Source organism: Cupriavidus pinatubonensis (genome assembly GCF_019602855.1).
GTDB classification, from domain to species: Bacteria; Pseudomonadota; Gammaproteobacteria; order Burkholderiales; family Burkholderiaceae; genus Cupriavidus; species Cupriavidus pinatubonensis.
The window spans coordinates 540,423-566,617 of record NZ_CP080766.1 but is presented as its reverse complement, the minus strand read 5'-3'; the positions used below and the strand labels follow the sequence as shown (position 1 = coordinate 566,617).

Sequence of the window (26,195 nt, the reverse complement as noted above, 5' to 3'; positions counted from 1 at the left end):
CCGCCGATGGGGCGGGAGCAGACAAAGGAGTCCCGTCCTGTGCACTCGCGCTGCGGCCCACAGCGCGGCCGGCCGGCATGCTGCGACGCAGCGAAGCCTGCCGCCGGGGCGTTAGGGCGTTATACCTCGTCCTTGAAGTGGTACCAGTGATACAGGAAGCGCTGGCCAAAGCGGCGGAACGGCGCGAACATCTGCGATTCCACCATCTCGCGCACATTCGGGAAGGGCAGCGACGAACGGAAGATCGGCAGCGGCGGCAGTGAATCGCCTTTGCCAGCAATCAGCGCCGCAAGCCGTTTGCCGGCCTGCGCGGAATACATCACGCCGTTGCCGCCATAACCCAACGCGTAATAGATCGACTGCGACGGATCGGGCTGGGTGATGCGGGGCATCATGTCGTGGCTCACGTCGACCCAGCCCCACCACGAATAGTCGATCTGGATGCCGCGCAACGACGGAAATTTGCGGTACATGTCGTCGACGAGCTTCTGGCGGTACTGGTCTTGCGGTGCATCATGACCGGTGATCGCGCTGCGGCTGCCGATCTGCAGGCGCCCGTCGGGCATCAGGCGGTAGTAGTGGCGCAGGATGCGCGTGTCGGTGATGACCTGGTGCGTGCGGAAGTTGCACGCTTCAATCTCGGCGGGCGTCAGCACGCGCGTGACGATGGAGTTCGACAGGATCGGGAACAGCCGGTTCTTGAGCTGCGGGTGCAGCGACTGCGAGGTATAGCCGCCCGTGGCCACGCCTACCGAGCGCGCGCGCACGATGCCGCCCGGCGTACGCAGGTAATGCACGCCATTGCGCGTCTCCCAGCCCGTCACCGGGCTCGATGGATGCACCTTGACGCCGAGTTCGCGCGCGCGGCGCAGGTAACCGAACGCGAGCTTGCCGGCGTGGATGCCGATGCCCTCGGGCTCGTGCATGGCGCCCGCGGCTTCCTTGTCATCGACGTACTCGCGGCGCACGGTGTCGGCATCGATGATGCGCGCATCGTACTTGAAGATATCGCGCAGGACCTTCGCTTCCTTTTCGAGCGCAGGCATGGCCTTGGCGCGGTGTGCAATATACAGGTGGCCACCGGGCTGCGGATCGCAGTCGATGTCCTTGATCAGGCTCTTGAAGGTCTGCATGCCGTCGCAGACTTCTTCATGCAGGCGCAGTGCCGTATCCAGGCCATAGCGCTGGATCCATTGCGAGCGCTTGAGCCGGCCCGACGCGCATTGCGCCTGGCCGCCGTTGCGCGTGCTGCAGCCCCAGCTCACGCGGTTCGCTTCGAGCACGGTCGCCTTGATGCCGTGCTCCTGCGCGAGAAAGATCGCGCTGGTAAGGCCCGTGAAGCCGGAGCCGATGATGGCGACGTCCACGTCGATGTCATGCGTGATCGGGCCGTCATCGGCAGGGGGCTCGCCGGCCGTGCCGATCCAGTAGGTCGGCGCATATTCACGGCCCTGGCCCGGCGTAGGCGTGCGCAGCGGGTCGTACGCGGGGTCATACGGCCGCTGCGGCGCGGTGGCATGGCCGCCGGTGAGGAGATTGCGGGTGGCTACTGCTTCCATGGCGCGTCTCCGGTGCTCAGGCCGCGTTGGTCACCGGCGGGCGATCCTTGCGGTACGCGTTCTTCACCGCGATCTTGCCGTCGTGGAACGTGAACACGTCCACCATGCGCGCTTCGATACGTGCGCCATCGGCACGCGTGCCGCGGAACGTCGATTCGCTGACACCGCGGTCGCCAGACACGAAATGCTCGCCTTCAGTCCACGACGCATCGGGAAACGTCTGCCAGGCCAGCATGAAGCCCTCGCGCACGGCATCGCGGCCGACGAAGCTGCGGCCGAGCAAGTCGGCGCCCGCCACGCCGTGGAATGCGCAATCGTCGGCCATGAAGCTCATCAGCGCGTCGATGTCGTGGCGGTTCCAGGCGTCGTTGAAGGCTTGCAGGAGGTCGGTGCCGACCGGGGTGGTGCTGGGCTTGCTCATAGGGGTCTCCGTGGTATTTCTGGTGTTGCTGGTATGGCCGGTATTGCGTGACGATGCGGCAGCAGGGACCGCGCATCGACCATGACTCGAGGATAGGGAGACTGCGCGCTGCGCTGTAGGACCAGTTGGTGCTAATCGCTTGGGCCAGCAGTTTGCGGGCTGCGGATAGGCCCGGCAAATGACCTCCGGCAGAGCCGAAAATGCAGAAAGGGCTACTGCGCGGAGCGCGGTAGCCCTTCTTGCCTCAGTGCCGCCTGAGCCGCCGCTCAGGCCGCCGATGCGCCCCGTGCGGGGATAGCTGCGTGCAGTTCGCGTGCCACGCTGGCTAGCACGCGTATGCCGGGCTCGATACGTTCCGGCGCGATCGACGAATAGCCGAGCCGGAAGCCGTTGCGTGGCGCTGGCTCGCCCATGAAGAACACGCTGCCGGGCTCGATCAGCACACCCTGCAGTTCGGCGAGGCGCGCCAGCGCATCGGCATCGAGCCACGCCGGCCCTTCGATCCAGCACGACGCGCCGCCGGCGATTGGCACCGGGCGGAACTCGGGCATATGGGCGGCCAGCGCGGCCAGCACGGTCTCGGCGCGCGCCCGGTGCGCGGCGGACAGGCGCCGCAGATGCGCGTCATAGTGGCCCAGCGACAGGAACAGCGAGAACGCGCGCTGGATATACGCGGACGGATGCCGCAACATCAGCCGGCGCGCGCCGCGCAGTTCGGCAATCAGTTCGGCGGGGCCGACGATGTAGCCGATGCGCAGCCCCGGTGCGAGGCTCTTGGACAGGCTGCCGACGTAGATCACGCGGTTGTTGCGGTCCAGGCTTTTCAGCGTCGGCGTCGGGTCGCCTTCGAAGCGGCTCTCGCTTTCGTAGTCGTCTTCGATCAGCACGAAATCCGCCTCTTCCGCTTGCCGCAGCAGCGCCTGCCGGCGCGCCAGCGGCATGGTGACCGTGGTGGGGCACTGGTGGCTTGGCGTGACGTAGACGTAGTCGCATGCGCGCAGCGCATCGGAGGGAATCACGCCTTCGGCGTCGATCGGCAGTGGAATCAGCTTCGAGGTATGGCGGCCGAAGATATTGCGCGCGTCCGGGTAGCCCGGTTCCTCGATGCCGACTGGTGTATCTGGGCTAGCCAGCAAATCGGACAGCAGGTAGAGCGCCTGCTGTGCGCCCACGGTAATCACGATCTCGTCAGCGCCGGCCCACACGCCGCGGCGCGGCAACACGCGCGTGCGGATCTGCTGCACCAGCGATTCGTCGTCGCGCACGATCATGTCCTGCGCCCACTCGTGGATATCGAGCACGCTCAGTGCCTTCAGGCAGCACTCGCGCCAGTCGGCCGTGGGGAAGAGGACGGGATCGTACTGACCGTAGATGAACGGATACGGGTAATCGCGCCAGTTGTGGCGCTTGACGATATTGCGCTGGTGGGTCGGGCGGAACACGAAACGCCTGTCCCAGTCGGGACGGGCGCTGCCGTGCGTGTCGGGTTGCGGCGTGCCGCGCAGCGATGCCACGCCGCTGACGCGCGTGCCCAGGATGTCCGGATTGACGAAATAGCCGCTGCGCTCGCGGGAGATCAGATAGCCCTCGTCCACGAGCTGCTGGTAGGCCAGTACCACCGTATTGCGGGCCACGCGCAGCTGCGCGGACATCTCGCGGCTGCTCGGCAGCGGGACGCCCTGCGGGAGCTGTTCATCCAGGATCGCGGAGACCAGCATCTGGCGGATCTTGCCTTGCAGGCTCAGGCCGGAGTGGGCGTGCTGCTGGAAGAGCTGGTCCCACATGGGGGGCGTCAGCTTGGAGGTCATAGGGCGGCTGTCTTGAGGGGGCGGAAGACAGGTTACCCCATCTCCACACCCTTTCCCATCCGCAATCAATATTCATGCAAATCCGGCCGAGGCATCTCCGCTAGGGGCACGACCTGCTGGACGCCACGCCGAAACAGATGCCGCACGATATAGGCCGATACCAACAGTCCAAGGCTAGCCACGCCCAGGGCCAGCGGCGTCCGCTGATCCGGAATAAACGCCATCGCCACCACAATCGCCAGCATCCCGAAAATCGCCAGCCACGTCAGATACGGATAGCACCACATCCGCACCTTGAGCAGGTGAGGCGCTTCGCGCTCAAGCCGCGCACGCAACCGCAACTGAGACACCGCGATCAGGATGTACACGAAGATGGCCACCGTGCCATACGAGTTCACCAGGAATGCAAAGACCTTGTCCGGCGATACATACGACATCACTACCGCGCCGTAGCCAAACAGTGTGGCGACGAGGATCGCGCGCGTCGGCACGCCGTTGCGGCTGACGCGGGCGAGGGAACGCGGTGCGTCGCCGCGCTTCGTGAGCGCGAACAGCATGCGCGACGAGGCATACAGGCCGGAGTTCAGCGCCGACAGCACGGCGGTCAGCACGATCGCGTTCATGATCTGCGCGGCTGCCGGAATCCCCATGACGTTGAGCGCGCTGACGTACGGCGTGGCGATGCCAGTGGCGTTCCACGGCACCAGGCAAACCACCAGCAGCACCGAACCCACGTAGAACACGAGTACGCGCGTGATGACCGAGTTCGTGGCACGGGCCACCGCTTTCTGCGGCTCGGCGGTTTCGGCCGCGGCGATGGTGACGATCTCGGCGCCGAAGTAGAAGCCTGTCGCCGCCACCGCGCCGGTCAGCACGGGCACGATGCCGTTCGGCATGAAGCCGCCGTTCGCGGTCAGGTTGGCCACGTTCATGCCATGGGCGCCGGGCGCGAGGCCAAGCACGTACACGCCGGCCACGAACAGGAACACCATGATCGCCGCGACCTTGATGGACGCGAACCAGAACTCGAACTCGCCGAATGACTTTACCGAGATCAGGTTGGTCAGCGTGAGCATGACCAGCAGCACCAGGCTGATGGTCCAGTTCGGCACGTCCGGCAGCCAGTAGCGCACCAGGTCAGCCCCTGCCACGGCTTCGAGCGCCACAACGATGACCCAGAAGTACCAGTACATCCACCCGGTCAGGAAGCTGGCCAGATTGCCGACTGCGGGGCGGTCGCTCCAGGCCTCGCGGGCATACTCATAGAACGAGCCGCCGCCGGGCATGGCGCAGGCCAGTTCACCGAGCATGCGCATTACCAGCACGACAAGGAGGCCGGTGATCAGGAAGGAAAGGACCGCGGCGGGCCCGGCGGATTTGATGACGACGCCACTGCCGACAAAGAGGCCGGCGCCGATGACGCCACCCAGGGCGATCATGGTCATGTGCCGCTGCTTGAGGCCGTGCGATAGCCCTGAGGAGGGCTGCGGTGTTTGGGTCATGTTGTGTCTCCTGTACTGCTGACTGCTGTACTGTCAGCCGCCACGGCGTCTTTCTCTGTAATAGTCGGCCCTGCGCTTGGTTGCAGGCCTGTGCCGTGGTCGGTCACCCCAATTTGGTACGAAAAGGGGCGGTGGCATCATCCATCCATCGATTTGTGTCTCCGAGTCGCCTTGTAAAACGGAACAGATTGTTCCGATAAATGTATTTGTATCGGAATGTAGGTCTTCCTGAGCCGAAGGTCAACCCGGAATTTCAGGAATTGATATGATTTGTATCTGAAACTGAAACTTGACTATGATGGGAGCCAGGCATGAACGAATTGCGTCTTGCCAAGAGCGATGCCAGGGCTGACGGCGACACGCCGGCGCTGCGTCTCTTTGGCCTGCTGGAAGTCATTGCCACCAAGGATCACCCCTTCAACCTGCAGGCGCTGGTGGAGGAAACCGGCCTGCCCAAGCCCACGCTGCACCGCATGCTGCAGCAGCTCGAAGCGGCCGGCATGGTCCAGCGCAACGGCGATGGCCGCCACTACGGCACCGGCCTGCGCCTGCGGCGGCTGGCGGAAAACCTGTTGCTGAACAACACCTCGCACGGCGCGCGCCACATGGTGCTGCGCAAGCTGGTGGAAGAGGTCGGCGAAAGCTGCAACCTGACCGCGTTTTCGAGCGGCGAAGTGCTGTACCTGGACCGCGTGGAAACAGCGGCGCCCTTGCGCTTCTACCTGCACCCCGGCTCGCGCGTGCCGGCGCACTGCTCGGCCACCGGCAAGCTGTTCCTGGCGCAACTGACGCCAGCACAGCGCCAGCGCCTGCTCGCGCATGCGGAGCTGGAACGCTACACGGCCAACACGCTGACCGACCACGTGGAGCTGGAAGCGGAGATCGAGCGCGTGAAGCGCGACGGCTACGCGATGGATGACGAAGAGTTCCTGCCCGGCCTGCTGTGCATCGGCGTGCTGGTGCCGGCGGTGGACGGCGGGAAATCCAACCTGGGGCTCGCGTTGCAGGCCCCGGTGATGCGCGTGACGCACGAAAAGGCGCTGCAGATGCTGCCCGCGCTGCAGCGCGCGGCCAGGGCGCTGGCGGCCATCGAGGCCGAGAGCGGTACCGCCTGGGGCGGCGCGGACGAGGACGAGTAGCGGCGGATCGCGCAGGCTCCCGGCTTGTCTGCTGTCCGCCACAAGAAGGACACAAGCAAGGCAAGCAAGAGGAGCAAGACGTGACGCAGAAGGAGTTTGGCAGACCGGACCGCATGGTGCCGGTGCGCAGCCTGTTCGGTATCGATTCCGGCCTGATGGTGCCGGCGTTCAGCGAACGCGATGACCATGTGCCGGAGATCGATCCGGCCTACCGTTTCCAGCCCGAGGTGACGCTGGCCATCCTGTCGGGCTTCATGCGCGACCGGCGCGTGATGGTGCAGGGCCTGCACGGCACCGGCAAATCGACGCATATCGAGCAGGTTGCGGCGCGCCTGAACTGGCCGTGCGTGCGCGTGAACCTCGACGGCCACATCAGCCGGCTCGACCTGGTCGGCAAGGATGCAATCGTCATCCGTGACGGGCAGCAGATCACCGAGTTCCAGGAAGGTATCGTGCCGTGGGCGCTGCAGCGGCCCGTCGCGCTGATCTTCGACGAGTACGATGCGGGCCGGCCCGACGTGATGTTCGTGATCCAGCGAATCCTCGAACGCGACGGCAAGTTCACGCTGCTGGACCAGAATCGCGTGATTCGTCCGCATCCATCGTTCCGTCTGTTTGCGACGTCCAACACGGTAGGCCTCGGCAATCTCAACGGGCTGTACCACGGCACCCAGCTCCTGAATCACGCGCAGATCGACCGCTGGAACGTGGTCGCCACGCTCGACTACCTGCCGCATGCGGAAGAGACAGGCATCGTGCTGGCGCGCGTGCCGGAACTCGACAACACCGACGGCCGCGAACTGGTCGATGCCATGGTGGCACTGGCCGCGCTCACGCGGCGCGGGTTTGCCGCGGGCGATGTGTCAGCCCTGATGTCGCCGCGTACCGTGATCAGCTGGGCGGAGAACTGCCAGATCTTCCGCGATCCTGCACTCGCGTTCCGCCTGACCTTCCTGAACAAGTGCGACGAGGCCGAACGGCCGGTGGTGGCGGAGTACTACCAGCGCTGCTTCGGCAACCTGCCCGGTGAAGCGGCGGGGCAGGCGGCCAGCAACGCGACCCGACCGGAGCCGGCGCAATGAGCGCGGCGGCGGCCGCGCAACGGCTGCGCCGGCGACAGCGGCAGGATGCGCTGTCGGGTGCCGCCGTGCGTGCGCTCACCGGAGATGCGGCGCTGCATTTCCGCGACGGCCGGCTGTGGCGCGAGATGCGGCCCGTGCCGCAGCATGCGCCGCATCTGCGCACCGATCCGGACATCGACAGCGCGGCCTGCCTGCGCGGGGCCGCCGATGGCGCCGCGCTGCGCCACGCGCATTCCGATGCCACGTTGCATCGCAGTCTTTGTCCAGAGGACGCCGTCGAGCGGCTGCTGTTCGAAATGCTGGAACAACTGCGCTGCGAAACGCGCGTGCCGCGCGGCATGGCCGGCGTCGAAGCCAACTTGCGCCATCGTTTCCTGGCGTGGTCGCGTGCGTTTCATCGCTCGGGCCTGACCGAGGGCCAGCTTGGCATCCTTCTCTACACGGTGGCGCAAATTGCTTGGTCACGCCTGAGCGGCGAGCCCGTACTCGATGAAACCGAGGACTTGATCGAAGCCACGCGCGCCGCGATCGTACCCGTGTTGGGCACATCGCTCGCGGGCTTGCGCGCGTATCGCCATGACCAGCCTGCGTTCGCCGAGCACGCACTGGCACTGGCCCGCGCGGTGGCGCAGATGGTGCGCAGCGAAGCGCCCAATGCAGGCGAGGATGATGACGACGCCGCATCCGCCGCGCGCGCCGGGTTTGCGTTGTGGCTCGATTTCGAAGAAGAGCAACCGGAGACCTTCGCCCTCGCTGACAGCGGCCACAGCCGGGTGCTGGCAGAAGCGAAAGACGGCTATCGCGTCTTCACCACGCGCTACGACCGCGAGGTGCGTGCCGCCACGCTGGTGCGGCGTGCCTTGCTCGACGAATACCGCACGCAGCTTGACGCGCGTATCGCGCGTGCCGGCGTCAACGTGGCTCGACTTGCGAGACGCCTGCGTGCCGCGCTGGCATTGCCGCGCGTGGACGGCTGGTCCTTTGGCGAGGAAAGTGGGCGTATCGATGGCCGCCGCCTCGCGCAGCTTGTCAGCTCGCCGGCCGAACGCCGCCTGTTCCGGCTGGAAGCGCACCGGGCCCATGCCGATTGCGTGGTCGGCTTCCTCGTGGACTGCTCGGGATCGATGAAGGCACGGGCCGAGCCGCTGACGCTGCTGCTGGACTTGCTCACCCGCGCGCTCGACGAGGCTGGCGTCGCCACCGAGGTGCTCGGTTTCACGACCGGTGCCTGGAATGGCGGCCGCGCCCGCGCCGACTGGCTCGCGCGCGGCCGGCCCGCGCATCCGGGCCGGCTCAACGAGACCTGCCACATGGTGTTCAAGGACGCTACGCGGAGCTGGCGCCGTTCCCGCACCGACATCACGGCCCTGCTCAAGCCTGACCTGTTCCGCGAAGGCATCGACGGCGAGGCCGTGGAATGGGCCTGTGCCCGCCTGCACGCGACCGGCAAGGCGCGCCGCATCCTGCTGGTGCTGTCGGACGGCAGCCCGATGGATACGGCCACGGGCCAGGCCAACGACGCCAGCTACCTCGACAACCACCTGAAGGCCGTCGTCGCGCGGCACGAGTTCTTGCGTGACGTGGAAGTGCTGGGGCTCGGGGTAGGGCTCGACCTGAGCCCATACTACAGGCATGCGCTGGCGGTGGACCTGTCGCAGCCGGTGGATATGGCGATGCTCGACGAGGTGGCGAACTTGCTGGCGGCACGGCGGCGTTAAGCCAGCCGCACCGATGAGGCTCAGGCGCTCGACGAACACTCGCTCTGCGGGGCAGGGGCATTTGCACCCGCCTGCGCAGGGCCGCGCGCCATCTCACGCGGCTGCCACGACACGGCAATATCGCCGCGGATAAACGTCTGGCAAGCCAGGCGGAAGCCGCCGGCAAGTTCCTGCTCCGTCAGCAGCTTCTTTTCCTTCGGCTTGACCGCGTCCGTATGCTCGTGGCCCGTTTCGATGCGGCATTTGCAGGTGCCGCACAGCCCGCCGCCGCACTTGAACGGAATGCCGCCCTGTTCGCGCAGGGACACGCGCAGCAGGTTGCTGTCGGGCGGTGCGCTGACCGTCTTGCCGTGGTTGGTGAGGAAGGTGATCTGAATCATGGCGATGAAGGGTTTGTGCGCCGGAATGGCCGCGTGCTCAGGGCTGTCCGCCAGCGGTGACGGGCGTGGGCACGAGGGCGATGTCCATCGTGCCGAATTGCGCCAGCTCGCGTAGCGCCGAGCGGGCCGCATCCAGCGTGTCGTACTTTTCTAGGAACTTGGTCGGCACCAGGTTGACGATGCCGGGCGGCGTTTCCTCCTGCACCCGCACCTTGGTGTCGGCGGCCAGTTCTGCAATGACGAAGCGTGCCGTGCGCTTGCCATAGAAGACGTAGTCGTACGCCTCCACCGCTGTCATGCCATCGGTGGGCTCGGTGCGGAACTGGCCGGGGCGGCTCGTGAGCAGGACGAACATGTCAGGCATCCACGCTGTCGGCGGGCACGGCAACGGTGCCTGCGGTAGCAGATGCGGGAGCGGGCAGGTCGTCCTGCGCGAGCTCGATGTCATGCTCGATCCACAACTGGCAGGCAAGGCGATAGCCCTGTTCGAGCCGATCGCCCAGTTGCTTCTTTTCCTTCCAGTTCGGTGGCGGGAGGTGCTCGGCGCCGGCGATCACGCGGCAGGCGCACTTGGAGCACTTGCCCATGCCGCACTCATAGCGCAGGTTGGGGTAGGGGAACTGGCGGATGCCCGCGCGCACGACAAGGTTGGTCTGGGGTTTGACCTCGTCGGTGTAGGTCTGGCCCTGCTTGTGGAAGGTGACTGTCGGCATAGTGCGGATCCTGCGGATTCAGAATGAGTTCGGAAACGTCTTGAAGCGCCTGCTGCCGCTTACGACCACAGCAGCATCGCGGCGACCGTCGAGCAGGTCAGCCCGATCAGCACCGGAATCAGCAGCGCACGTACCGCTTCAAGCACCGGCACCCGGGCAAAGCCGGCCACCGCAATCAGCGAGGACCACGCCACCAGCGTGCCACCACCGGTCCAGACGGCGCCCATCTGGCCGACCGCCGCCAGCGTGGCCGGGTCGAAGCCGACCACCGGGCCCAGCGCACCGGCCAGCGTGCCGGTCAGCGGCAAGCCCGCGAAGCCCGAACCGTCGATGCCGGTGATCATGCCGACCAGCAGCACGCCGAACGCGACCAGTACGTGGTTGTCAGGGATGGTGTGCTGGTACGCCTGGATCAGCTCGAACAGCAGGCTCGGTGCCTTGCCGGGCGGCAGGCCGAGAATCTGCGCGGCGGTCTCGCCCGCGCCGACGAAGAAGAAGCCCGCGATCGGCAGCACCGAGCCCATCGCCTTGAAGGCGAACACGAAGCCGTCGGTGATGTGTTCCGGGCAGACATCGAGCATGCGGCGCGGGCCTTCCGCGGCCAGCGTGGCGAGCATCATCAGCACGGCCGCCACCCCACCAACCAGCGCGGCCGCGTCGCCGCCCTTGAGGTCCTGCACGCCGGTGCCAAGCTTCGGCAGCACCATGATGGCGACCACTGCGAGGAAAGCAATCGGCGTGACGATGGCGAAGCATTTCGACCACTTCACGCGGCGCCGGGCCACCATCGACAGGCTGGCTTCGATGTTGCTGTCAGTGGCCAGCGGTTCGGAATGGGCGGTGCCGCGCGCGATCTCTGCCTTGTCGAAGGTGCCGCTGCCCTCGATGTGCCCGGCTTGCGCTGCGGTACCGCCGGCGCGTGCCTGCCAGCGGTCGAGCAGGGCGCCGCTGGCAGGCACGATGTGCTTGCGCATCGTCAGGTAGGCCAGGCACAGCGCAATGGAGCCCGTGATGATCGACAGCGCCAGCGCGCGATCGGCCACCACCGCAGCGCTCACCGCCGCACCGGCGGCCTTGGCGCTGATGCCGGGCGCCACACCGATCACATAGTCCGACGACAGCGCCATGCCCTGGCCGGCGATGGCGATGGCCATTGCGCCCGCCAGCGGCGGCAGCCCCGCGGCGATGGCCGCCGGCAGCAGGATGGCCGATACCAGCGGCACGGCAGGCGTCGGCCAGAAGAACAGCGAGATGACGTAGGTAATGCCCGCCAGGATGAAGAAGGCCGAATGCCCGTTCTTCATCACCATGCGGAAAGGCTCGACCATGCGGATGTCCGAGCGCAGCGTCTTGAGCGCGTTGAGCAGCGCGGTCATGAACGCGATCACCAGAAAGATATTGAACAGCTCTTTCGCGGCAACCAGGCTGGCGGAGAACACACCAGCCAGCGCCGATACCGGGCTGCCAGTCAGCGCGAAGACCACGAGCGCAGTACCCACGATCGAAGGCACTACGACATTGGCACGCAGGATCATCGTCAGCACGATGACTGCTACCCCTGCCAGATATATCCAGTGCGCTGCACCGATCACGACTTGTTGTGACATGAAAACTCCCTGGGGGCCGAGGGGTTGTGGGGGCCGGTTCTCGTCGGGGCGTGAATCGGTGTTGGTATACTATATTCCTAAGTGGGTGCGAGCCAAGCAGATTTTCATCGGGACTTACGCGAAGCCCAATACGGTGCAAGGTACTGTGACGTCGCACTGTTGTTGGGATAGGGGCTTTCCCGGCACCCTTTTGGTGGCGCGTCGAGCGTCTGTGTTATTTGCTCGCTGGCAGTCGTCTATGTAGACTGTATACCGTTATGCAACTGGACGGAACAGCGTGCCTCACGGATGAGCATGAGGCGTGCCTGGAACCAGACCCCGGTCTTCCGTCCTGACAACCCAAACCCAACCAGCGGAGCCCCCATGCAGCACATCACAGACGCGATGATCGACGCCCACGTCAGTCCCGAAGACGCCCGGCAAGTCATGGAAGCGGCGTTTGCCAGCTTTGGCCGGGGCGATGCGGCCATGCAGGAGCGCATCCGCACCGAGGCGGGTGGCGTCAAATTGTCCACGCTGGGCGCGGTGATTCCGCAGCAGGGTTTTGCAGGCGCCAAGGTTTACACCACCATCAACGGCCAGTTCTCTTTTGTCATTCTGATCTTCTCGACGGAGGACGGCCGTCCGCTTGCGTCATTCGATGCGGGCGCCATCACGCGCCTGCGGACGGCCGCGTGCACCACGCTTGCGGCGCAGCGGCTTGTGCGGCCGGGCGCGCGCACGCTGGCGCTTTTCGGCGCCGGCACGCAGGGCGTTCAGCACGCGCGCCAGCTCAGCGCCACGCTGGGGCTCCAACGCATCCTCGTGTCCGATCCGCATGCCGATGCCGGCATGCCCGCACGCCTGTCGGCGCAATGCGGCATTCCGGTTGTAGTGTCCGAGCCCGATGCTGCGGTGGCCGAGGCCGATATCGTGGTCACCGCCTCGCGCGCGACCACGCCGCTGTTCGCGGGTGCGTCGCTGCGGCCGGGCGCCTTCGTAGCCGCCATCGGCTCCAGCCTGCCGCATACGCGCGAACTCGACGACACGGCGCTGCGTCGGGCCGCCGCCGTGGTGGTCGAGTGGCGTCCGCAATCCACGCGCGAGGCCGGCGACATCGTACTGGCCGATCCGCAAGCGCTGCCGACGGAAAAGATCGTCGAGCTCGGCGACGTCGTGCTCGGCAAGGTTTCGCCGCGACAGCGCGACGACGACATCGTCATCTACAAGTCCGTGGGTGTCGGCCTGGAGGACGTTGCGTTGGCCGGTTTTGCGTGGTCGCGCATTGCCGGCGCAGTGGAGCTTCGCGTCGCCTGATTCATCTACGGCTCTTGCCGGGTAAACCCCGGCGTGACGAGTCAACGAAGCGCTTGCCGTCCCGCATTAACTGTATATAGTATACAAGCATGCCGATGCGATCGATTCTCTGACGACCACGGCATTCCAACCCACCGAATCGCCCCACATCCGCCAACAGGAGCCTCCGCCATGGCCGAACTGATGAACCGTGAAGCATTCCGAGCCGCCCTTGAAGAAGCCATCAAGGGCAAGAGCGCCAACAAGGCGCCGTTCAGCGTGGCCTGGGCCAGCGGCAAGCTGACCCGCGCCCATCTCGCACGCTGGGCAGAGAACCACTATCACTATGTCGGTCCGTTCGCGGATTACCTCGGCTATATCTATGCGCGCACGCCGGACCGGTATACCGAGGCCAAGGATTTCCTGCTCGCCAATATGTATGAGGAAGAAATCGGCGGCGACCGCCATACCGACCTGCTGATTCGCTTCGCCGAAGCTTGCGGCACCACGCGCGAACGCGTGATCGACCCGGACAACATGTCGCCGACCACGCGCGGCCTGCAGAGCTGGTGCTACGCAGTCGCCATGCGCGAAGACCCGATCGTGGCCGTTGCCGGGCTGGTGGTGGGGCTCGAATCGCAGGTGCCGTCGATCTACCGCAAGCAGACTCCGACGCTGCGCGACAAGTACCAGTTCACCGACGAGGAAGTCGAGTTCTTCGACCTGCATATCGTCTCCGACGAGATCCACGGCGAGCGCGGCTACCAGATCGTGCTCGAACACGCCAACACGCCCGAGCTGCAGCAGCGCTGCCTGAAGATCTGCGAGATCGGCGCGCAGATGCGTCTGCTGTACACCACGGCGCTCTATCACGACTACGTCGCGCACGAACTGCCGCTGCCCGAACTCGAGATGGCCGCCTGAGCCGCGCCCCCCCAACCCGGACCGACGATGAACGTATTCCTCAACCATATCGACGGCGAATGGACGGCCTGCCAGTCGGGCCGCACCTTCGACAACGTCAACCCGGCCGACACCGGCGATATCGTGGGCCGCTTCCAGGCGTCGTCGGCAGTGGACGCGCAGGCGGCCGTCGCCGCGGCGGCGGCCGCGTTCGCCGGCTGGAAGAAGACTCCGGTCGGCAAGCGCGCTGCTGTCCTCAACCGCGCCGCCGATCACCTGGAAGCCAATGCCGACAGCATCGCGGCCGAACTGACCCGCGAAGAGGGCAAGGCGCTGACGCTGGCCCGTGACGAAGTCCTGCGCTCGGCACAAACGCTGCGCTTCTACGCGGTGGAGGGGCAGACCTTTACCGGCGAGGTGTTCCCGAACGACGACCCGGACCAACTCGTCTTCAGCCAGCGCGAGCCGCTGGGCGTGGTGACGGTGATCGCGCCGTGGAATTTCCCGGTGTCGATCCCGGCGCGCAAGATCGCTCCGGCGCTGGTGACGGGCAATACGGTGGTGTTCAAACCGTCATCCGAAGCGCCGCTGTCGGGGTATCGCCTGGCTGAGGCGCTTATCAAGGCCGGCCTGCCCAAGGGAGTGCTGAACTTCATCACGGGCAGTGCGGCCGAGATTGGCGCCGCGATCACCGAGGCGCCGGTCGTGCGTGCGATTTCGTTCACCGGCTCGTCGCGTGCCGGCGAGCAGATCCACCGCGCCGTGCCGCTGACCACGCGCACGCAGATGGAGCTGGGCGGCAAGAACCCGCTGATCGTGATGGAGGATGCCGATCTCGACCGCGCGGTGGACCTGACCATCAAGGGCGGTTTCTCGTTGTCCGGGCAGGCCTGCACCGGAACCAGCCGCGTGCTGGTGGCGGAATCGGTCAAGGCCGCCTACACCGAGCGATTGCTGGCAAAGGTCGCCACGCTCAAGGTCGGCAGCGGCATGACCGCCGGGATGGACCTGGGGCCGCTGGCATCGCAGAAGCAGATGGAAACGGTGCTGCGCTACATCGACATCGGCAAGTCCGAGGCGACGCTGCTATGCGGTGGAGAACGGCTGACCGGCGGCGAGTTCGACAAGGGCTACTACGTCGCGCCGACGGTATTCACGGACGTGACGCAGCAGATGCGCATCGCACGCGAGGAAATCTTCGGGCCGGTGATCGCCATCCTCGGCTTCACCGATTACGCCGACGCCATCGCCAAAGCGAACGATACCGAGTATGGCCTTGCCGCGGCCATCGTCACCAGCAATCCGCGCTACATCCACCACTTTGCCAACGACATCGAAGCGGGCACGGTCAAGATCAACCGTACCACCACGGGCAACCTGGTCAACGCCCCGTTCGGCGGATTGAAACGATCGAGTACCTCGACCTTCCGCGAATCGGGCCGCACCGGGCTGGAGTTCTATACGCAGATCAAGACGGTCTATCGGGGCGCCTGAGCCCGGCCGTCGCAAGGAGTCACAGAGATGAAGAAAGCCATCAAGCTGGAACTGCGCGAAGCGCGCCACATGGTTGCCGCAGCCATTCGCCGTTCCGAAGAAATCGGCGTGCTCGAGTCGATCTGCGTGGTCGACGAGGGCGGCTATCCGCTCGTGCTGGAGCGCATGGACGGCGCGCGTATCACCGGGCCGCAGATTGCGTGGAACAAGGCGTTCACCGCCGCGGGCCACAAGCGTTCGACACACCTGTTCACCACGCCGCCGAATGGGCCGGCATTGCCGGGCAACGAGGCGTTCGGCATCCAGTGGAGTTTCGAAGGAAAGTTCGCCGCGTTCGTGGGCGGCTTCCCGATCGTTGTGAATGATGAAGTGATCGGCGGCATCGGCCTGTCCGGCGGCAACGGGGAGCAGGACACGCAGGCCGGCGTGGCGGCGCTGCAGGCGCTGGCGGAACTGCTGGCGCCGCAGGACCTGAAGGTCCTGGTGCAGGCCGATATCAAGAAGTAACGCAGTCATCTTGCGCGGAGGTTCCATGTCGTACCGCATCCAGATCGCCGAGACGCAGCAGGTCTTTTTTGTCGAACGCGGCGAAACGCTGCTGCAGGCCGCCGGGCGTGCGGATATCTCGCTGCCGCATGACTGCCAGCTCGGTGGCTGTGGCACTTGCCGCATACGTCTGCTCGACGGACAGGTGCGGTATGACGAAGAACCGTTCGGGCTTGCGCCGGACGAGGCTGCTGCTGGCTATGCGCTGGCGTGCCAGGCGCAACCGCTGGCCGATCTGGTCATCAGCACCGCGCGCGAGGACGAAGCGTGCGCCGAGCCGGCGCGCCATCAGGCCATCGTGCGCGGCGTGCGCCCGTTGTCTTTGGACGTACTGCATGTCGCGCTTGAGGTGCCCGATGCCGGTACGCTTGCGTATCGCCCGGGCCAGTACCTGAAGCTCGTGACGGGTGACGGCCTCGCGCGCAGCTTTTCGATGGCGTCGGTGCCAAGCGAAGGGCGGGTTGACCTGCATGTGCGGCGCATCCCGGGTGGCGCTTTTACCGACGGCATCCTGCCGAGGCTGAAGGCCGGTGACGCTGTCGATGTCGAATTGCCGCTTGGCACCTTTTTCTATCGTGCGAAAGACTATCGGCCATTGTTGATGGTGGCCACGGGCACGGGGCTGGCGCCGATCAAGGCGATCCTCGAGTCGCTGATGGACGATCCCGACTGTCCGCCCGTGTCGCTCTACTGGGGCATGCGCCAACCCGAAGACCTTTACCTGCACGCGGACATCCCGGCATGGGGAGAGCGGCTCTATGACTTCCAGTACGTGCCGGTGCTATCGCGCGCCGGCGATGGCTGGCAGGGTCGGCGCGGCTACGTGCACGACGCGGCATTGGCCGACCTGGGCGATCTGAGCGAGCATGCGATCTACCTTTGCGGATCTCCGAACATGATCCGTGATGCCCGCGCCGCCTTCATCGCGCGGGGCGCCAGTCCCGAGCATCTCTACGCGGACAGTTTTACCTTCCAGCGCGATTGATAAGACATTGCGGTATACAGTCGGAGGCTTGGTATACAATGAGGGCCAGTTCGTGTCCTGCTTCGCTTCCGTTCATCCATGGCCCTCACTTCGCCCACTGCCTCGACTGCTCCGACTGCCGAGCCGCTTAGTCTCGGCGCCAGCCATTCGCCGCTGTTCGCCCTTGTCACCGACAAGCTGCGCGAGGGCATCCTGAACGGCAAGTTCGCGCCGGGGGAACGGCTGGTGGAGAACAAGCTGTCGGCCGAACTCGGGGTGTCGCGTATTCCGGTGCGCGAGGCGCTGCGCGCGCTCGCCAGCGAAGGCCTGGTACTGATCGAGCCACGCCGTGGCGCCTCGGTGGCGAGCCTGTCGCCGGTGATCGCGCGCGAGATGGTCGAGGTACGCGCCACGCTGGAAGGCCTCAACGCCAAGCTCGCCGCACAGCGCCGCGACCCGGCGCTGGTCGCCGAACTGGAAACCGTGCTGCGCCAGGGCATGGACGCCGCCGCGCAGGGCCGCGCGGATGAACTGCTCTCGCTGAATTCCCGTTTCCACGAGGTGCTGGGTACGATTGCTGCCAACAGCGTGCTGCAGGAAATGATGCGCTCGCTGCGCGAGCGCACCGCCGTGCTGTTCGGGCCTGCAAACGTGGTCCGTGCGCGCCAGAACTGGGATGAGCACGCCCAGATCCTGCAGGCGGTGATTGCGGGGGACGCTGATCTGGCTGCCTTGCTGGCGGCGCGGCATGTTTATAGTGCTGCGAAGGCGGCGGATTTGCCGGTGGAAGGGCAGGGTGGTGGGGGGCAGGTGCAGGTGGCTTGAGGGTTTTGGCGGGATCTTTTGGATTCTTCGGTGAATGGCGGGGCGTCGTTCTTGGCAGGCGCCGCTGTTTCGCCGGCGTAGCCGGCGAGTCACTTTCTGTCCGAGCGACAGAAAGTAACCAAAGAACGCGTCGCCTGGCGGCTGGTCATCAACGGTACGCTTCTTGTTATCAAGTGGCTTTGGTCTCGCGAGGCGTGGTAATCGTTCAAGCCTGCTCACGCTATGTGATTCAGAACCTGTGCCTGGCGCGGCACGGCTTTTGAACGATCCCCAAGTTGGACTCGGGTACAGCGTTTCAACCAGGTCAGTGGTGGGACGCCTTCGGCTGCGCTGCGCGCACGTCGTCGTCTGGGTGCAAGCTCATCAACGATGCTGACGCCCGAGGTCCGCTTTCTTCCCTCTCCCTCCCACAGTCTCTCTACTTCGCATGCAATGCCCTGGCCTGTCACCGAGGCGTGGTTTGCCCTGGGCCTTTCGCGCTCAGACTTGAGCTCTGCGCGTAGCGCAGCCGAAGGCGATCACACGATATCGCCAGCAGCAGGGTCCACGGACAGTTTCGGGGCTCGTTCAATCAGCGCTGTAATTCTGACCACGGTGGTGCACCACGCGGCAGGCAGCCAGAAAGACTCTGAAGCCCATACCCGTACAACACCCTCAGCCCACTACGATAAATATTCGCCCGTTAGGGCAAGCCTGACGCGCTTTTGCCTCCTTTTGTCGCTCGGACAAAAGGAGGTCGCCGGCTACGCCGGCGAAACAGCGGCGCCTGCCAAGCACGATAACCCGGCTATATTGAAAGGAGCATCGTTTCTCCATCGCCCAACCGGCCATTTCGCGCCCTGCAACAGTGCATTGCGCCCCACTTTATGGCGCACTGCACCAATTAATGTATACTGTAGTCAATTTGATTCAATTGGGATTTACCATGAAGTCTCCCGAGCAACGCTATCTCTCGCAACCGGTCGGCCAGCAACTGCTTCGCTACTACGCGGCACGCGATGCAGTGCGACATGCGACACCGCTCGTGCCGCTGAAGCTGCGGGATATCGGCCGGTTCTTCCTGGCGCTGGGCGGCCATGTGCAGCGCCGTCATCACTGCTGATCTGATCGTCCGGTTACCATCGTTGGCTGCCACGCTGCTGCGGCCAACACCCCTTCCGGCAGCGTTCTTACTGCCGCCCCGCTCCCCGTATCGCTCTCCTTTCTGACGTCTTAGCGCGCCAAGCGTATTGATCCGTCCAGAATCGTCTTGCCGTTCGTGAAAAAGTGAATATAGTATACCGAAATACATCGCAGTCCCTCCCGTAGTCTCTCCCAACGCCCCCACCGTGCACTGCCACGGATGACAACAAGGAGTCGACGTGAATCTGCCCGACCGGAGCAAAACCGGCCTTGCGCCGTTGTGGAAGATGGCGCAATGGTTGGCCGATGGCGAGGTATCGGCGGTGGAACTGGTGCAGGCTTGCGAGGCTGCGTGGCACGCGTGGCATGGAGTCATCAACGCACTCGTGGTGTCTGACTTCGATGCCGCCCGCGCCGCCGCGCAGGAGAGCGACCGTCGCCGCAGCGCGGGACAGGCGCGTGGGGTCCTCGACGGCGTGCCGTTCTCCATCAAGGAATCGTTCGACGTGGCTGGCTGGCCGACCACTTGCGGCAACCCGGCTCTTCGCGGCCACGTGGCCCGGCGCGATGCGGTAGTGGTGCAGCGTCTGCGCGATGCCGGCGCGATCCTGCTCGGCAAGACCAACGTCCCGCTCGGCCTGCGGGACTGGCAGAGCTACAACGAGATCTACGGCACGACCCGCAATCCGCACGACCCGTCGCGTACGCCGGGCGGCTCGTCCGGCGGGAGTGCTGCGGCTGTGTGTGCGGGACTGTCGGCGTTCGATGTCGGTTCGGACATTGGTTCCTCGCTGCGCAACCCGGCCCACTACTGCGGCATCTTCTCGCTCAAGCCTAGCCATGGACTGGTGCCGCTGGCCGGCCATGGCACCGGCCCGGCGCGCTTCGGCGAACAGGACATCAACGTGGCCGGGCCTCTGGCCCGCAGCGCGCGCGATCTTGAACCCGTGCTGCGTGCCATTGCCGGCCCGTACGGTGACCAGGAGATGGCATACCGCCTCGAACTGCCCGCGTGCCCGCATCGGCGGCTCGCCGATTTCCGCGTTGCCGTGCTGCCGAGCCATCCGCAGGCCGAAGCCGACAGCGCAGTCGCCACGCAGATCGAGCAGCTTGGCCATTGGCTCGCGCAACAAGGCGCGCGCGTGGCATGGCACGCGCGGCCGGACTTCGACGCCGCCGAGCTATGGCATGCCTACGTGACGTTGCTGCGCGCGGCCACCTCGCTGCATATGGATGACGCGGCATATGCCGATGCGCTCGACCGCGCGGCCAATGCCGCCGCAGGCGATGCCTCTTATTCCACGCTGCAATACACCGGTGCAACGCTGAGCCATCGCGACTGGCTGCGCCTGCAGGCTGCGCGCGAACGTTTCGCGGCCGCGTGGCGCCAGCTCTTTGCCGACCATGACGTGCTGCTGTGTCCTGCCGCGACGACAACCGCTTTCACGCTGAACGAAGCGGGTGAACCATGGACACGCATGCTTGACGTGAACGGCCAATCGCAACCGATGACCACGCAGCTGTTCTGGGCCGGCCATTCCGGGCTGTGCGGGCTGCCTTCGGCCGTCGCGCCGATCGGGCCGGCCTCGAACGGCCTGCCCGTCGGCGTGCAGATCGTTGCCGGCCGCTACCAGGATCTCACCGCACTGCGGTTCGCCACGCTGCTCGAAGACGCAGGCTACGCTTTCCGGCCACCACCGCGGCCGTCCACGCTGCCGGCGAACCTCCACCACTAAGACCCCCACACACAACATAGGGAGGGATCATGTTTGACTGGTTCCGCGATTTGTCGCGCATGGAGCGCAAGGGCTTCTATGGCGCTTTCCTAGGACATGCGGTCGATGTATTCGACTTCATGATCTATTCCTTCCTCATCTCCACGCTGCTGGGGCAGTGGGGCATGAGCAAGTCGACCGCGGGCGCTATCGTCACGTGGACGCTGGTGTCGTCGCTGGTCGGTGCGATCGGGGCCGGCATCCTGGCCGACCGCTACGGCCGCGTGCGGGTGCTGCGCTGGACCATTATCGTGTTCGCCATCGCCTGCTTCCTGTGCGGGCTGGCGCAGTCACCGGAACAACTCATGCTGTTCCGCATGATCCAGGGCCTGGGCTTCGGCGGCGAATCGTCGCTGTGCATGGTGCTGGTGACGGAGATGATCCGCAACCCCGCGCATCGCGGCAAATACTCGGGCTTCACCGCGAGCAGCTACTCGTTCGGCTGGGGCGCGGCGGCCATCGTCTACGCGCTCACGTTCAGCATGCTGCCGGCCGAAACGGCGTGGCGCGTCTGCTTCTTCCTCGGCATCCTGCCCGCACTGGTGGTGATCTACCTGCGCCGCAATCTGGAGGAGCCAGAGGTATTCCTGAAGAGCCGCGCGGCTGGCCGGCAGGGGACGGCGCTGGCAGGCCTGGGCCGGCTGTTCCGTGGTCCGCTGCTGTCCAAGACCCTGCTGTGCAGTCTGCTCTCGGGCGGCATGCTCGGTGCGTACTACGCGATCGCCACGTGGCTACCGACCTTCCTCAAGACCGAGCGCGGGCTATCGGTGTTCGGCACCAGTTCCTATCTGGCGGTGACGATCATCGGGTCACTGATCGGCTATGTGGCGGGCGCCTACGCGACGGATCGCTGGGGCCGCAGGCTGACCTATATAGTGTTCGCGGCGGGGGCCTTCGTGGCCGCGCTGGTCTATATGGTGATCCCGGTGTCGAACACGTCGATGCTGTTCCTCGGCTTCCCGCTGGGGATCCTGATGCAGGGCGTATTCTCGGGCATCGGCGCGACGATTTCGGAATCGTTTCCCAACGATATCCGTGCGACGGGATACGGCGTGTCGTACAACGCCGGGCGCGTGATCGGCTCGCTGTTCCCGCTGTCGGTGGGGTGGCTGAGTTCCGGGCACACGTCTTTGCCGACCGCGATTGCGATTGTCGCCGGGGTGGGCTACGTGATGGTCGTGATGGCCGCGCTGCTGCTGCCCGAGACGACCGGGATGGATCTCGGACAGGCTGGCGGTGGAGAAGAGCAGGATTCGGCGCCGCTGGCGCAACCCGCGGGGACAGTGGCCTGAAGCCGTTCGTTCGCGGGCCGCGAACGCGATACGTGTGTCGTGCCTGGGCCTGCAGCGCCAGGCCGTGCTGTTGCCGGGAGCAGGATGCCGAACGCTTCACCGCCCGGCTGCGCAACCGGGTCGGTGCGCCTGACGCGCACTGGCAGACCTGCGCCAGCAGCTTCAGCGCAGCATGCGCTTCTGTTGCGGCCCTATTTGCCGTTCACGTTCTTGACGTGGTCGATGCATCGCTACCATGTGTACTTCACCCCGACGCGCGCGGCGTACTGGTGGTAGCTTTGCGCGCCCCAGGCGCCGGCGACATTCGCCCAGCCGGTCCAGCGCTTGCCGAGATCGGCATTCAGGCCCAGCTTCAGTTCATACCGGTTTGAGGGATAGAGGCTGCCCAGCGGAAGCTGATTGAACGAGATGTTGCTGTCCGTGCTGGTGTGCCACCAGTTCAGGGTCACGTACGGCTGCAGCTTGCGACGGTCCTCGCGGATGAAGGTGCGATGCACGCGCACGCCGAGCCGGGTGATCAACCCGTTCGAGTCCGCACCGCTCACGTGGGTGCCATTGGGCTCGGTGATGTCGTCCTCGCCATAGCTGACGTAGATGAGTTGGGCTTGCGGTTCAATCACCCAGTCGTAGCGCGTCGGCATCGCATAGCCGACTTCGCCCGATATTGCCCATCCCTGTGCGTGATAGCTCACCGTCGGAAGCTGGTCGCCTTCAACCTTGTTGTTGAACCAGCCGTACTGGAACCAGGTATCGACATAGGTGCCGAGCTTGTGCTCGTCGTTCTGGTACCACGTGCCGTAGGCGCCCAGGCTGAATCCTTCGACGGTGCCGTGGGCACGGGCGGGGTTGGCGGCGGCCTCGGCATTGCTGCGGGCGTAGCCATAGCCAGCCATCAACCCCAGGTGGACGCGGTCTTCCTCGCGCGCCACCTTCCATTTGGCGAGTTCCACGCCGCCATGGAGCAGGAACGAATCGGTATCGACCTTGAAATTGCCATCCTTGCTGTGGCTGCCTTCCCACCTCCCGACCACGCGCAGCCAGCCGCTGCGCGGCTTGTCTTCTTCATGGTCGAAGCCCTGGTCTTCGACATACTGCGGCTCGCCCAGACGGTCGTGCAGGCTGTGCACGAACATCTGTCCCGCCAGGCGCTGGTTGGCCAGGTACGCGGCGACTTCGGGGCGATAGAGCGGGTCTGGTGGCGCTGGCGGGGCAGGAGGGGGTGTCTTCTCCGAGCGCAGGTACCACGCATCGGCATTGGTGCCATCCACGCTGCTGCGGAACAGGCGATATTCGTAGGGGCCGGCCACCGCGCGGCCGTCGAGCCGGAAAGCATCGGGCTGCGTTGCGCCGCCGTTGGCGGTGTTGACTACCAGGATACCGTTGGCGGTCGTCACGGCGCCCGCACCGCCGGCATTGGTGATGCGCAGGCCGGTCTGGCCGCCTGCCGTGCCGCCGTCGATCACGACCGTGTCGGACGGCGAGTTGTCCGCCGCCAGCACCGTGTTGAGGCCGACCACGCCACCGTTGGCGCCGGTATAGCGCGTGACGGTCAGCGTCTTGAATGCGCCCGCCACCGGTGCGGAGAAAAGGATCCGGCTCGCATCGTTGGTGAGATTGGTGAGGTTCGAGTTGCCGGTCATGTTCCACACCGTGCCATCGCGTGCGGTCACCGTGGAGGTGCTGCCGGGCAGCGTAGTAGCCGCACCGGTCAGTGTGGACGCGGACACGTCAAGGATGGCGCCACCGGCGGTCGCCAGCGGCGTTTTCATGGCGACGACGCCTGGCGACAGCGCCAGCGTGGCGAGCAACGGGACCGCGTCATCGGGCGGAAGCGGTTGAGGCCGCGCGATGGGGTCTTCAGCGGCGGGCAGCGAGGGGAAATCGGCGATAGTGCCCACACGCAGCCATTCGCCGCTGCCGGAAACGGTGGAGCCCGACAGGCTGATGGTGCCGTTGCCGCCCACCGCAATGGTCGGACCGCTGGTATTGCGCAGCGTGGACGAGGTGAAGCCCGCGCTGGACGGGCTGAGCTCTCCGGCGACGAAGAGCGCCGCCGCATTGGCACCGTTAGCCGTCACGGCAGCATTCGTGCCGGTGATGATGCCGCCGTCCTGCGCGATCCCGCCATGCGCATTGATGCCGCCGGCGGTGACGGTGGCGCCGTTGAGCGTCACAAGGCTTTGTTCACCGAGTGCCAGCATGCCGTGCGCGGCCGCGCCTTCCGTCACGACGCTGCTTTGTGTCGCGTCAATCTTGCCTTTCAGGACCGCCCGCAGCCCGACCGCTCCATCGCCATGCGTGGTAACCGTGCTGTTGTCATTCAGCGTAATGGTCGCGGGAATATCGAGGTTGGTCCGTGCCTGTGCCTGGGCGCCATGTGCAAACTGCCCAGATGTCTCGACGCGGCTCGCAGTGGCGATGACCGCCGCCGCGCCGGGCTTGGTCGGATCGACGCCCGCATAGATGCCCAGTGCGCGCAGGCTGTCGGTCGTGACGGTGGTGCGGTTCAGCGTGATGGTGCCGCCATCGTCCGCGGCCACGCCCAGTGCGCGCTCGCCGTGCGTGCGCACGCTGACATCGTTGGCGACCAGTTGTGCGCCCGGATTGACCGCCGCCAGCGCATTGGGTGTCTGTCCGCGGTCGAGCGAGCCGAAGGTGTCGACGGTGCCGCCGTTGAGCGTGATGAGCGATCCCGTATTTGCATAGACCCCAGCCGCGTTGGCGCTGCCGTTGCTGACGATCGCCGTGTTCTGGGTCGTGATCGTGGCGATGCCGACGGTTGATCCGGCCGATACCGTCGGCACCTGGCCCGAGCCGGACAAGGTACCGCCATTGACCGTAATGCCGCCGCCTTCCCCGCTCGTGACCGCATAGCTCTGCGAGGTGACATTGGTGTTGATCAGGCCAATCGTGGCGTTGCCCTTGGCCCAGACGCCGCGCGCAGTGCCTGCCTGCACGGTGCTGTTTGTCAGGGTGGCCGTGGCACCCGCGTCGGCCAGTACACCGATCGCACGGACATCTGTCTTGATGGTGGCATCGGACACCGTGGCCGCCGAGCCAGCATCCTTCACGTACAGGCCATAGGCCTCGGTCGCGGCTCCGCCATTGAGCGATGTGCCGCCACGGATGTTCAGTTGCCCGCCTGAAAATGCCCCGGCGGCCGCCACGGGACCAGTCGCAGCGCTACCCGTTCCCGTGGCGGTCAGCGAGCCTCCGGTCACGGTGACGGTGCCGGCCAGTTCCGCACGCGCCGCCTGCGAGAAGTTGGAAAGCGCGGTAACGTTGACGCCTGTCGCGAACACATTGCTGTTCGCGCCGCTTGCCACCAGGCCATGGTTAAAGTTCCGGCCGCTGCCGGCACTGCCGATGTTGATGGCGAGATCGGTGAGCGTCACGGTCCCGCCATCGACGGCGCGCGCGGCGGTCAGGTTGATCCCCGCCGCCGGCGTCATGGTGATGGTGGTCCCGTTGGCGCTGATTGCGCTGAGCGCGCCGCTCGCAAGCAAGCCGGTCTGCCCGTTGGCCGTCGCAGCCGTGTTCGATGTGGTCATGACCTGGCCACCCGTGAGCTGGATGCTGGCACCACCTTGCGCATTGGCCCCGCCGGCGTTGGCGACGCCGAGGTTCAGCGTCAATGCCTGTCCGGTGACGTTGGCAGCCGCTCCCGTGCCGGTCACGGCGACGGGGTTTGCCACCGTGGTTCCGATCACGGTCGATGGGGGGACCGTGCAGGTATCGGTTGCGGAAACCTGGCCTGTGCCGACGGTCGCGCATGGCGTCTGTCCTTCGGCTTCCGGCACCAGGCCGGCAAACATGCCGCCCACGAACAGGTACAGCACATGGCGCGAGCCCGCGAGATGGCACGCGGCACGAATTGCCCGTGGCATGGGACGCAGCACCAGGCGGTGCTGCAACTTCGTCTTGTTCTTTTGCATGGCCGTCCTGTGTCCTGCCCTGGGGAGGGCAGCATGCGATGGACATCCCAGGCATTATTGGCTTCTCGCGGTACTTCGCGTGTTGAATTCTTTGAAGACTTGTCCTGAACAGACTGGAACGCAGCGACAGGTGCC

At 65.7% G+C, this 26,195-nt stretch carries 21 protein-coding genes; 12 read left to right on the top strand and 9 right to left on the bottom strand.

Translation table 11 applies throughout. The features are described 5' to 3' along the window. Positions 1-119 precede the first annotated feature (119 nt). The 4 genes from K2O51_RS02615 to K2O51_RS02600 all read right to left on the bottom strand — a co-directional run bounded on the left by K2O51_RS02615 (position 120) and on the right by K2O51_RS02600 (position 5,290). Positions 120-1,559, bottom strand: a complete 1,440-nt coding sequence (locus K2O51_RS02615) for an NAD(P)/FAD-dependent oxidoreductase (RefSeq protein WP_011299875.1) — start codon at positions 1,557-1,559, stop codon at positions 120-122. Positions 1,560-1,575: 16 nt separating this feature from the next. After that, positions 1,576-1,980, bottom strand: coding sequence for a nuclear transport factor 2 family protein (locus K2O51_RS02610; protein WP_011299876.1), 405 nt, complete (start codon positions 1,978-1,980; stop codon positions 1,576-1,578). A 266-nt stretch (positions 1,981-2,246) separates the two neighbouring features. Then, complete coding sequence (gene pdxR, locus K2O51_RS02605; protein ID WP_011299877.1) at positions 2,247-3,788, bottom strand: MocR-like pyridoxine biosynthesis transcription factor PdxR; 1,542 nt, start codon at positions 3,786-3,788, stop codon at positions 2,247-2,249. Positions 3,789-3,853: 65 nt separating this feature from the next. After that, the gene (locus K2O51_RS02600) at positions 3,854-5,290 is read right to left on the bottom strand and encodes an amino acid permease (RefSeq protein WP_011299878.1); all 1,437 of its coding nucleotides are present in this window, start codon (positions 5,288-5,290) and stop codon (positions 3,854-3,856) included. A gap of 311 nt (positions 5,291-5,601) precedes the next feature. Between K2O51_RS02600 and K2O51_RS02595 the strand changes: the two genes are divergently transcribed. The 3 genes from K2O51_RS02595 to K2O51_RS02585 all read left to right on the top strand — a co-directional run bounded on the left by K2O51_RS02595 (position 5,602) and on the right by K2O51_RS02585 (position 9,229). Then, positions 5,602-6,429, top strand: coding sequence for an IclR family transcriptional regulator (locus tag K2O51_RS02595; RefSeq protein ID WP_220630453.1), 828 nt, complete (start codon positions 5,602-5,604; stop codon positions 6,427-6,429). Between the two features lie 113 nt (positions 6,430-6,542). After that, the gene (locus K2O51_RS02590) at positions 6,543-7,511 is read left to right on the top strand and encodes an AAA family ATPase (RefSeq protein ID WP_011299880.1); all 969 of its coding nucleotides are present in this window, start codon (positions 6,543-6,545) and stop codon (positions 7,509-7,511) included. After that, on the top strand, positions 7,508-9,229 hold the full coding sequence (locus tag K2O51_RS02585) for a cobaltochelatase CobT-related protein (RefSeq protein ID WP_140951317.1): 1,722 nt from the start codon (positions 7,508-7,510) through the stop codon (positions 9,227-9,229). The genes K2O51_RS02590 and K2O51_RS02585 overlap by 4 nt, the downstream gene beginning before the upstream one ends. Before the next feature lie 20 nt (positions 9,230-9,249). On the opposite strand, the gene K2O51_RS02580 is transcribed toward K2O51_RS02585, so the two are convergent. The 4 genes from K2O51_RS02580 to K2O51_RS02565 are packed head-to-tail and all read right to left on the bottom strand — an operon-like array spanning position 9,250 to position 11,929. Continuing rightward, entirely contained in the window at positions 9,250-9,609 is a 360-nt protein-coding gene (locus tag K2O51_RS02580) for a 2Fe-2S iron-sulfur cluster-binding protein (RefSeq protein ID WP_220630452.1), read from the bottom strand. Positions 9,610-9,646: 37 nt separating this feature from the next. After that, complete coding sequence (locus tag K2O51_RS02575; RefSeq protein WP_011299883.1) at positions 9,647-9,964, bottom strand: hypothetical protein; 318 nt, start codon at positions 9,962-9,964, stop codon at positions 9,647-9,649. 1 nt (position 9,965) lies between these two features. Next, positions 9,966-10,322, bottom strand: coding sequence for a 2Fe-2S iron-sulfur cluster-binding protein (locus K2O51_RS02570; protein WP_011299884.1), 357 nt, complete (start codon positions 10,320-10,322; stop codon positions 9,966-9,968). A gap of 59 nt (positions 10,323-10,381) precedes the next feature. After that, the gene (locus tag K2O51_RS02565; RefSeq protein ID WP_011299885.1) at positions 10,382-11,929 is read right to left on the bottom strand and encodes a hypothetical protein; all 1,548 of its coding nucleotides are present in this window, start codon (positions 11,927-11,929) and stop codon (positions 10,382-10,384) included. A 363-nt stretch (positions 11,930-12,292) separates the two neighbouring features. On the opposite strand from K2O51_RS02565, the gene K2O51_RS02560 reads away from it, so the two are divergent. The 9 genes from K2O51_RS02560 (at position 12,293) to K2O51_RS02520 (ending at position 22,125) form a co-directional block, all read left to right on the top strand. Next, the gene (locus K2O51_RS02560; protein WP_011299886.1) at positions 12,293-13,225 is read left to right on the top strand and encodes an ornithine cyclodeaminase family protein; all 933 of its coding nucleotides are present in this window, start codon (positions 12,293-12,295) and stop codon (positions 13,223-13,225) included. A 171-nt stretch (positions 13,226-13,396) separates the two neighbouring features. Then, positions 13,397-14,128 carry an iron-containing redox enzyme family protein gene (locus tag K2O51_RS02555; protein WP_011299887.1) on the top strand — a complete coding sequence of 244 codons (732 nt, stop codon included), beginning with the start codon at positions 13,397-13,399 and terminating at the stop codon, positions 14,126-14,128. A 27-nt stretch (positions 14,129-14,155) separates the two neighbouring features. Next, on the top strand, positions 14,156-15,601 hold the full coding sequence (locus tag K2O51_RS02550) for an aldehyde dehydrogenase family protein (protein WP_011299888.1): 1,446 nt from the start codon (positions 14,156-14,158) through the stop codon (positions 15,599-15,601). A 27-nt stretch (positions 15,602-15,628) separates the two neighbouring features. Beyond that, entirely contained in the window at positions 15,629-16,108 is a 480-nt protein-coding gene (locus K2O51_RS02545; RefSeq protein WP_011299889.1) for a GlcG/HbpS family heme-binding protein, read from the top strand. A gap of 25 nt (positions 16,109-16,133) precedes the next feature. After that, on the top strand, positions 16,134-17,132 hold the full coding sequence (locus tag K2O51_RS02540) for a 2Fe-2S iron-sulfur cluster-binding protein (RefSeq protein ID WP_220630451.1): 999 nt from the start codon (positions 16,134-16,136) through the stop codon (positions 17,130-17,132). Between the two features lie 78 nt (positions 17,133-17,210). Further along, complete coding sequence (locus tag K2O51_RS02535) at positions 17,211-17,936, top strand: GntR family transcriptional regulator (protein ID WP_140951321.1); 726 nt, start codon at positions 17,211-17,213, stop codon at positions 17,934-17,936. A gap of 925 nt (positions 17,937-18,861) precedes the next feature. Further along, positions 18,862-19,038: a hypothetical protein gene (locus tag K2O51_RS02530; RefSeq protein ID WP_181184483.1), complete on the top strand. Its 177-nt coding sequence runs from the start codon at positions 18,862-18,864 to the stop codon at positions 19,036-19,038. Between the two features lie 259 nt (positions 19,039-19,297). After that, positions 19,298-20,794 (top strand): amidase, encoded by a 1,497-nt coding sequence (locus K2O51_RS02525; protein WP_220630450.1) that lies wholly within the window; start codon positions 19,298-19,300, stop codon positions 20,792-20,794. 29 nt (positions 20,795-20,823) lie between these two features. After that, a complete protein-coding gene (locus K2O51_RS02520; protein WP_011299894.1) occupies positions 20,824-22,125 on the top strand; it encodes an MFS transporter in 1,302 nt (433 codons plus the stop codon). A gap of 230 nt (positions 22,126-22,355) precedes the next feature. Here the strand turns inward: K2O51_RS02520 and K2O51_RS35050 are convergent, their stop codons facing one another. Further along, positions 22,356-26,060, bottom strand: a complete 3,705-nt coding sequence (locus K2O51_RS35050; RefSeq protein WP_245001826.1) for an autotransporter outer membrane beta-barrel domain-containing protein — start codon at positions 26,058-26,060, stop codon at positions 22,356-22,358. Positions 26,061-26,195: the final 135 nt, after the last annotated feature.